The organism is Moorena sp. SIO3I8 (genome assembly GCF_010692325.1).
In the GTDB taxonomy this organism is placed as follows: Bacteria; Cyanobacteriota; Cyanobacteriia; order Cyanobacteriales; family Coleofasciculaceae; genus Moorena.
This window is the reverse complement of record NZ_JAAHHW010000200.1, coordinates 1-6,998: the sequence shown is the minus strand read 5'-3', so window position 1 is coordinate 6,998 and position 6,998 is coordinate 1. Positions and strand designations below refer to the sequence as shown.

Below are 6,998 nucleotides of genomic sequence, written 5' to 3'. Positions count from 1 at the left end.
CCATAGCTCGTAATTTTACACTCAATTTATACCGTGACCAAATGTTTAAAAATATGGCACAAGCTCAACGACTTTGTTCTTTTGGTCTAGACACGCTTAAGCAACTTTTTAGAATGAAATAGCCCTGTAGGAAAGGTCAGAAAAACACTTATATCACACCCATTATATCTTCTGGCACTGCACCTCAAACAACAAGCAATTCTAATCCCTCATTTCATGGTTGACCAACAAAGAGGAGAGCTAATGAAAGGTACAGTTATCAAAAATCTCAAACTGATCAAAGTTGTTGACGGTGACACCATCAAGATACTCTTGGATAATGAGCAAGAATCAATTCGGTTTGTTTGTCTTGACACAGAGGAAAGTCAGCGCGCTGGCAGTAAACCTATAACCAACGCTGGCATCCTGGCCTCACAATGGGCGAAGGAGTATTTCGGGACAAACGAGGAAGGGATACCCAATCAGGATGTATGGGTGGATCTTGAATTCGACACCAACGATCCGGTGGAGGTTTGCCTGGATAAACATCGGGGCAATTATGGGCGATTGCTCTGCTATATCTACAAAGCCGGAGAGCAGGAGAATTTTAGGCGTTGCTTAATAATAGAATGATTTTAAGAGTTTTGTGGAATGGGCATCTTGCGTGGAACTGGCATCTTGCCAGTTTCATGCTTATTTTCGGGCGGGCAGGATGCCCACTCTACTTCTATTCAGCGCGAAGATTCAGCAACGCCTACAAATCGGTATTGTGCCGTTAACTATACCGATAGAATAATTAAAATTTTACTCTGGTTGCTTTAATAACAAAAACCTGTTATGATTGATATCATTGCAGGTTTTGGCATTACAATAAATTCTAGTATAGCCGTCGATAATATCTCCAATTATAGCGTTTTTACTAGTAATAATATCTAGTAAATTTTCCCTAATCCCTACTCCCTAATCCCTACTCCCTACTCCCCACTCCCCACTCCCTATGAAAGATACAGAAACAACCCTGACTAAAGCCCTTGCTATAATTATAAACTATTTAGACGCTAATTTGGAACCCGATCCCAAAGTTGTTAATTATCAAACCGCTAATGATCTTAAGGAAAAACTCGATTTAACCTTACCCGATGAAGGAGTAGCGTTAGAAGCCTTGATTCCTATAGTATAATCTTACCTGAACTATAGCGTTAGAACCGGTAGCACTCAATTTTTTAATCTACTTTATAGTGGGTCTAGTATTCCGGGAATCATAGCCGACATGGTGACCAGTGCCACCAATACTACCATGCACACCTATGATGTCGCCCCAGTAGCCACCCTGATGGAAATAGAATTGATTAAACAATTGAACAGTTTAGTGGGGTTTAATCCAGGTGAAGGGTTGATGGTAACTGGAGGAAGTAATGCTAATCTGATCGGAATGCTTTGTGGACGACATCAAGTTTTACCAGAAGCTAAATTGCAGGGATTGGGTAATCATCAGTTAGTCGCCTTTGTTTCCGATCAAGCTCATTATTCCTATTTAAAAGCTGCCAATTTGTTAGGGATTGGTATCAAAAATTTAGTCAAGGTTAAGTCTGATGTTGATGGCAAAATGATTCCCGAAGCACTAGAAGCTGCGATTCAACAGAGCTTATCAGAAGAAAAAACACCGTTCTTTGTGGGTGCAACTGCCGGTACAACTGTTTTAGGAGCCTTCGATCCGTTACCAACCCTTGCCGAAATTACTAGGAAATATGGCTTGTGGCTGCATGTGGATGCGGCTTGGGGTGGGCCGGTTTTATTTAGTGAAAAACACCAGCATTTGTTAGCAGGAAGTGAGTTATTTGATTCCTTTACTTGGGATGCTCATAAGTTAATGGGAGTTCCTTTAATTTGTTCGGCTATTTTAGTCAAAGAAAAAGGAATATTGTCAGAGGCTTGTTCTGGGGGAGGTACCGATTATCTATTCCATGATGATGAAAATAATTTCTATAATTTAGGGACTAAGTCGTTACAATGTGGTCGGAGAGTAGATGCCCTAAAATTATGGCTGTGTTGGAAATACTATGGTAAAAAAGGTTATGAGCAGCTGGTCAATCATTTATTTGACCTAGCTAATTACGCCACCGAGTATATCCGCAGTTGCGATAATTTAGAATTAATCGCTGAACCACAATTTTTGAATATTTGTTTCCGTTATATCCCCAAAGATGAACCGCTTGACGCTACTGGGTTAGACCAGCTGAATCTAGACATACGCAACCAATTATTTCATACTGGAACAGCTTTTGTCAACTATGCTCATTATCAAGGTCTGGTTATGATTCGGTTAATCCTGGCTAACCCTGAATTGCAAAAAGCCGATCTAGAAACGTTTTTCCATAATTTACTTGATTATGGGAAACTATGTGAAGCTGTTAAAGGATAGAAGAAATAATGAAAGATAGCAAAGACTTTTACGAAGGGATCGGATTGACTTTGCTCGATCCTCAAAATGAGACGGAAGGAGTCAGGGAGTATCAGAAGTTAGAAGAAGAATTTATCAAGAGAACCTTTGAAGGGGTGGATAGTGTTCTGGAGGTAGGATGTGGTGAGGGACGTTATCTTCGTCATCTTGCTCCCCTTGTCGGTAAGATCACAGGAATTGATTTTGCTGAACAATTGGTAAACCTAGCTAAAGAATCAACTGCCACTTTTGATAATGTAAACGTCATTCTCGGAAGAGCAGAACATTTACCCACTCTGGTTCAAGAAACTTTTACTTATGCTTTATTGGGATGGAATACGATTGGCAATATTCCTCAAGAAGTTCATGAAATTATTTTCGATAATCTCGAAAAACTAGTAGAGGAAAAGATATTTATTTCGACTTTCAAATGTGGTCCAGAAGTCATGGATGATCGCTTACGCTTTTATGCTAAAACGGGTTTAAAAGTAGAAAGTATCAATGGCAATCAAGTGATTTTAGAAGGGGGTTCCCATTGTCCTAATGCTTATCCTTTCAGCTATTTCCAGGAGTTGCTTGAATCTATAGGATTTTCTATGGAAACTCATGATTTGGGCTGGGTTGGTGTGATGATTGAAGGAACGAAGAAATAACTTGACTGAATGAGATTTTACCGGGAGCATGTCAGTTTTGTTAATTCCTGATTCAGATCCCCCTAAATCCCCCTTAATAAGGGGGACTTTTCAATCTAATTCCTGAATCTAATTCCCCCCTTCGTTAAGGGGGGTTAGGGGGGATCTATGTACATAATTACAAAGGTGACATACTCCCGATTTTCTCCACCTTGAGGAAAATATCAACAATCACAACAGGGCTTTATTCAGATTTAAGATCATAGGCATAAACGGTAGCCTCCCCATGGGAAGCACGCCCTGCAAGCGCCCCATTGATTAGCTCCTTTGCAGAGCCATCCCCTAGCACCGCCTCGACCTTAGCCACAAACTGACTCATTTCATCAGGTGTCAGCAATGCAAATGCCACATCTGTTGACCGCCAACCAGGGTCAAGGCTTAGCCTCACCATCTTTTCATCCTGGGCTTCAATCCAGTGGGATTCCGCTGGGCTTACATTACCAGTCATGGTGAACCCCATTTTTTCCATCAGCGATGTGAACCAAACACCCTCGGTCAGGGACCAGACCGAATCCAGACGCTCCCAGGCTGATTCTGGAAATAGGTTAAAATGCCAGTAAGCTTTACGACGCTGCTCTCGGCTAGTAGTCACAAGTACAAGTCGTCCACCAGCTTTCAGCACTCGTTTTGCTTCCGCGATCGCCCGCTCACATTGCTCCCTTAAAGACGTTGAAGTTTCGCCTGAATGCACATCTTCCCCTCCAAGGTGGTGTAGCACTTGGGCCAACAGCACTAGGTCAAAGCAACCGTCCTCAAAAGGAAGCTTGGTGACAGAACCCACTTCAAAGCTGGCATTGTCCAAGTCTTGACAATTTTCTTGGGCGATCGCAATCCTCGCGGAATCTGTGTCAATTCCCACAACTTTACTGGCCACCTCAGCAAGGTATCGTGCGTGCTGCCCTGTGCCGCAGCCAGCGTCTAACACCACATCTCCTGGGCGGACAAATCCCAAGATCTCTTTTACCCCAAAGGGGCTGCGTGCTTGGTTGTATTGGGCCGCTGACTAGTCGGAATTATCATCGCTAAGTGCTCCCAGGACAAAGATCTGGTGCTGTACTTCCTGGTTGCTTTCAATCCCCACAAATGAGTGCTTATGTACCACCTCAGCCACCCCTGTGGTCACTAGTCGGCTAACCTCGGCAGTGTATTCACTCTCGGCTTCCCGCATTGACAAGACTACGAGTCCGCCATCCTTTGTGACCCGGATGAACTCTTCCAAGGCTGGTTGTGCTCGAATCTGGCTTCCTGAAAGCCCTCCCACACACAGCACAGCATCGTACTGACGGTCGGGTATGGGCAAGGGTTGATTAGCATCTTCTACATGATACTTATGGTAGAGTTCCCGGCGACGCGCCTCGAACAACATCTCGGTGGAAACGTCCATTGCCTCTAGGTTGGTGAGGCCATGATTACGCATCAACAGCAAGGCATTCTTCCCTGTACCAGCCGCCACATCCAAGATTAGTGGTTTATCGGTTTGCACCAGTTGACCGAGATATTGCGCCAAAATATCCGTGGCAATGGCTGGGATTTTGTAGCCAGCTCGATTTACATCCTGTTCATAGCGGAATGCCCATTCCTGATAACCAGCCTGATTGTCATCTTGCTTGAGGTAGTGCTCGATATTACTGATGGCTTCTTTGACATCCCCTGTTTCCCCTACATAACGCTCTGTCCGCAGATAAGGGTCGTGAGCCACCACCCGATGCATTCGGTGTAGCCCTTGGTTGTCTGCCCTAGCCAGGTGCTGCACTCCCAAGTTGTCCGAGATCACCACATCCCCCTTAGTCCAGGAATGGCAAAGAACCTGGTCTGGACGGTTGGCTTCGTCAAAGACGCGGTTCAAAAGTTCCGTACTCTCCTGTTCCGACATTCCTACCAAGGACACCGTGAAATTTGAGTTCAGATAGAGCAGTGGAACACCTGTGTCGGGATGCTTAATCACTGCCGGATGAATAGCCTGCACGTCATTAGTCACATCATCCGGTGGGTTGACCCGGGCATAACCCTTCTGGAGAGAGTGGAGAGCGCTGATACCATGCAACTGCTCCCTTAGTTCTGGTGACAGATTGCGGTACATTTGGTTAGCATTTTGGAAGCAGGTATTACCACCGCTAGGAGGCAGGATAAACCCACATAATACGCTGGCCCGGGATGGGTTAACTCGCCAGCTCATATCTGAGTGGAATAGGAAGGAATCCGCTGGAATCCCCGTGTCACCCATGGTTTCCATAATTTGCACCTTGCCAGTGCTGTCTTTGGGTGCGTTTACTGGGTGGTAGTTTTCAACTTGGCCAAAAAGTCCCGCTAACTTTAACAGACTTGCATCAGCTTGGATTGGTTGAGCGCCGACACTGGCTCCGTCAGCAGGAATAATGACTACCCCATTTTCGTAGAGCAGCTCTCGAATGCGATCGCATTGTTCTGGGGAATTAACATCAACCTTCGTCAGCTTGACCCCAAAGGGTTTGAGTTGATGGACTGCAAGAGTGGATAAGGTTTTCATGGATATTAGACTGTTTAACTGGTCAACCGTTATGATACACTGGTGATGCTCTTTTCCAAAAAATCAGGCTCAATCTCTTCAGGTTTAAAAACTAAGTCAGGTTTGAGGTAATGTAAAGGATAATCTTGGCGCATCCGTTTGTAACCTCCACTGGTAATATTGAGCACAATGGTTTCCTTTTTACCTATTTTTACCGCCTCAACCGCTTGAATTAAAGCACCAGTTGCCACACCGGCAGCAGGACTAACATCTATTCCTTCCAATTTCTCAAATAAAGCCCTTGCTTTGTCTGATTCGTCATTAGTCACACCATACATTTCTCCATCAGTATCAGCCAATGCTTCATAAACCCCTCCCGCAAGAGAGTAAGCTGGGTTTCGGTTGGTAAGTACCTTAGCAGAAACCTGACTAATGCATTTTTTTGCTTCTATTTCGCTCAAAGCAGTAATTTCTCGACTACCCGCTTTCCAGGCATCGGTCATGGGTGTAAAAGGAATGTTTTGACAGAGGTGAAGCTTCATTTTTTTGTTGCCAAATCTGCCATCTGCTAAAAATCTGAGATTGGCTTCGTAAGCTGAAATCCCACCAGTACCGGAACCCACGGCTTGGAAATAGTGATCAGGAATTTCCCCAATGGTTACTGTAGCATCCACAACCGTTAGCCCCATTCCATCCCGTCTGGCTACATTTTTAGCTCCTCCTTCCGGAAAGAAACCCTCTAATTCACTGATGATTTGTCCGATACGAATCGCATCGGAGTAGTCACCATTCCCACCAACAGCGATCATACGAACACAAGAATCAAACGGCTCCTTTGACCAGATGGCAGATAAATTTTGCTCTGGAATCACCAAGCAAAAGGGGATTTTCAGCTTAGAGCAAACCGTAGCAAAGGCTCGACCCGTATTTCCAGCTGAAGCAACCACAAGGGTTTTGGGGTTATCCTCTGGTATTCTAGCTAGGATGGGGAAAGCTTCTAATTCTTTAAACGAACAAGTCGAAAGATCAGCATCTCGCTCTGGCCAGTAGCCATTGAAACAAATGAAAAGATGATCTAATCCGAGATGGTGAGCCAGATTCTGGCTTTGATACGTAATCGGTTTACCATCTGCCTCTAAGTATCGATCAACCGGTAGCCAATCGATATATCGGAATAAACCTGGGAGATTCTCTTTGACTTCTAGCTTTTCGTTAGCATAGACAGCACGCAGAAGGGATGGCTCATGTTTCTCGTCACAGCAAAGGCGGAAAGGGCTGGTTGACTGACAAAAGTTCACATAGCGCGATCGGTGCAGGAATCGGTGTAGCAGCGCGCTACCCAACGGAAGACTCATTCTTTCCCAGTGATGGAAGGTGTTACCTTCTCAAATTGGCTACAAAT

The 6,998-nt window shown here is 44.6% G+C and carries 7 protein-coding genes and 1 pseudogene; 5 read left to right on the top strand and 3 right to left on the bottom strand.

Features of this window, described 5'->3' with window-relative positions; translation table 11 throughout:
• The first annotated feature begins 243 nt into the window (after positions 1-243).
• The 5 genes from F6K51_RS34590 to F6K51_RS34570 all read left to right on the top strand — a co-directional run bounded on the left by F6K51_RS34590 (position 244) and on the right by F6K51_RS34570 (position 3,072).
• Entirely contained in the window at positions 244-612 is a 369-nt protein-coding gene (locus tag F6K51_RS34590) for a hypothetical protein (protein ID WP_293029895.1), read from the top strand.
• Between the two features lie 13 nt (positions 613-625).
• Complete coding sequence (locus tag F6K51_RS34585) at positions 626-775, top strand: hypothetical protein (protein WP_293029892.1); 150 nt, start codon at positions 626-628, stop codon at positions 773-775.
• Positions 776-976: 201 nt separating this feature from the next.
• Positions 977-1,159, top strand: a complete 183-nt coding sequence (locus F6K51_RS34580; protein ID WP_293029888.1) for a hypothetical protein — start codon at positions 977-979, stop codon at positions 1,157-1,159.
• A gap of 6 nt (positions 1,160-1,165) precedes the next feature.
• Positions 1,166-2,401, top strand: coding sequence for an aspartate aminotransferase family protein (locus tag F6K51_RS34575; RefSeq protein WP_293029898.1), 1,236 nt, complete (start codon positions 1,166-1,168; stop codon positions 2,399-2,401).
• An 8-nt stretch (positions 2,402-2,409) separates the two neighbouring features.
• A complete protein-coding gene (locus tag F6K51_RS34570) occupies positions 2,410-3,072 on the top strand; it encodes a class I SAM-dependent methyltransferase (RefSeq protein WP_293029885.1) in 663 nt (220 codons plus the stop codon).
• 223 nt (positions 3,073-3,295) lie between these two features.
• Here the strand turns inward: F6K51_RS34570 and F6K51_RS34565 are convergent.
• From F6K51_RS34565 to F6K51_RS34555, 3 genes and pseudogenes are all read right to left on the bottom strand, one after another.
• Positions 3,296-4,093, bottom strand: a pseudogene (locus tag F6K51_RS34565) (class I SAM-dependent methyltransferase); the annotation flags it as partial.
• A gap of 21 nt (positions 4,094-4,114) precedes the next feature.
• The gene (locus tag F6K51_RS34560) at positions 4,115-5,617 is read right to left on the bottom strand and encodes a TauD/TfdA family dioxygenase (protein WP_293029881.1); all 1,503 of its coding nucleotides are present in this window, start codon (positions 5,615-5,617) and stop codon (positions 4,115-4,117) included.
• A 29-nt stretch (positions 5,618-5,646) separates the two neighbouring features.
• Complete coding sequence (locus F6K51_RS34555; protein ID WP_293029879.1) at positions 5,647-6,951, bottom strand: cysteate synthase; 1,305 nt, start codon at positions 6,949-6,951, stop codon at positions 5,647-5,649.
• Positions 6,952-6,998: the final 47 nt, after the last annotated feature.

Bases quoted from the DNA above. Each gene is read 5' to 3' on its own strand.
- F6K51_RS34570 (WP_293029885.1), top strand. From the start codon at position 2,410: ATGAAAGATAGCAAAGACTTTTACGAAGGGATCGGATTGACTTTGCTC.
- F6K51_RS34560 (WP_293029881.1), bottom strand. From the start codon at position 5,617: ATGAAAACCTTATCCACTCTTGCAGTCCATCAACTCAAACCCTTTGGG.
- F6K51_RS34555 (WP_293029879.1), bottom strand. From the start codon at position 6,951: ATGAGTCTTCCGTTGGGTAGCGCGCTGCTACACCGATTCCTGCACCGA.
- F6K51_RS34590 (WP_293029895.1), top strand. From the start codon at position 244: ATGAAAGGTACAGTTATCAAAAATCTCAAACTGATCAAAGTTGTTGAC.
- F6K51_RS34580 (WP_293029888.1), top strand. From the start codon at position 977: ATGAAAGATACAGAAACAACCCTGACTAAAGCCCTTGCTATAATTATA.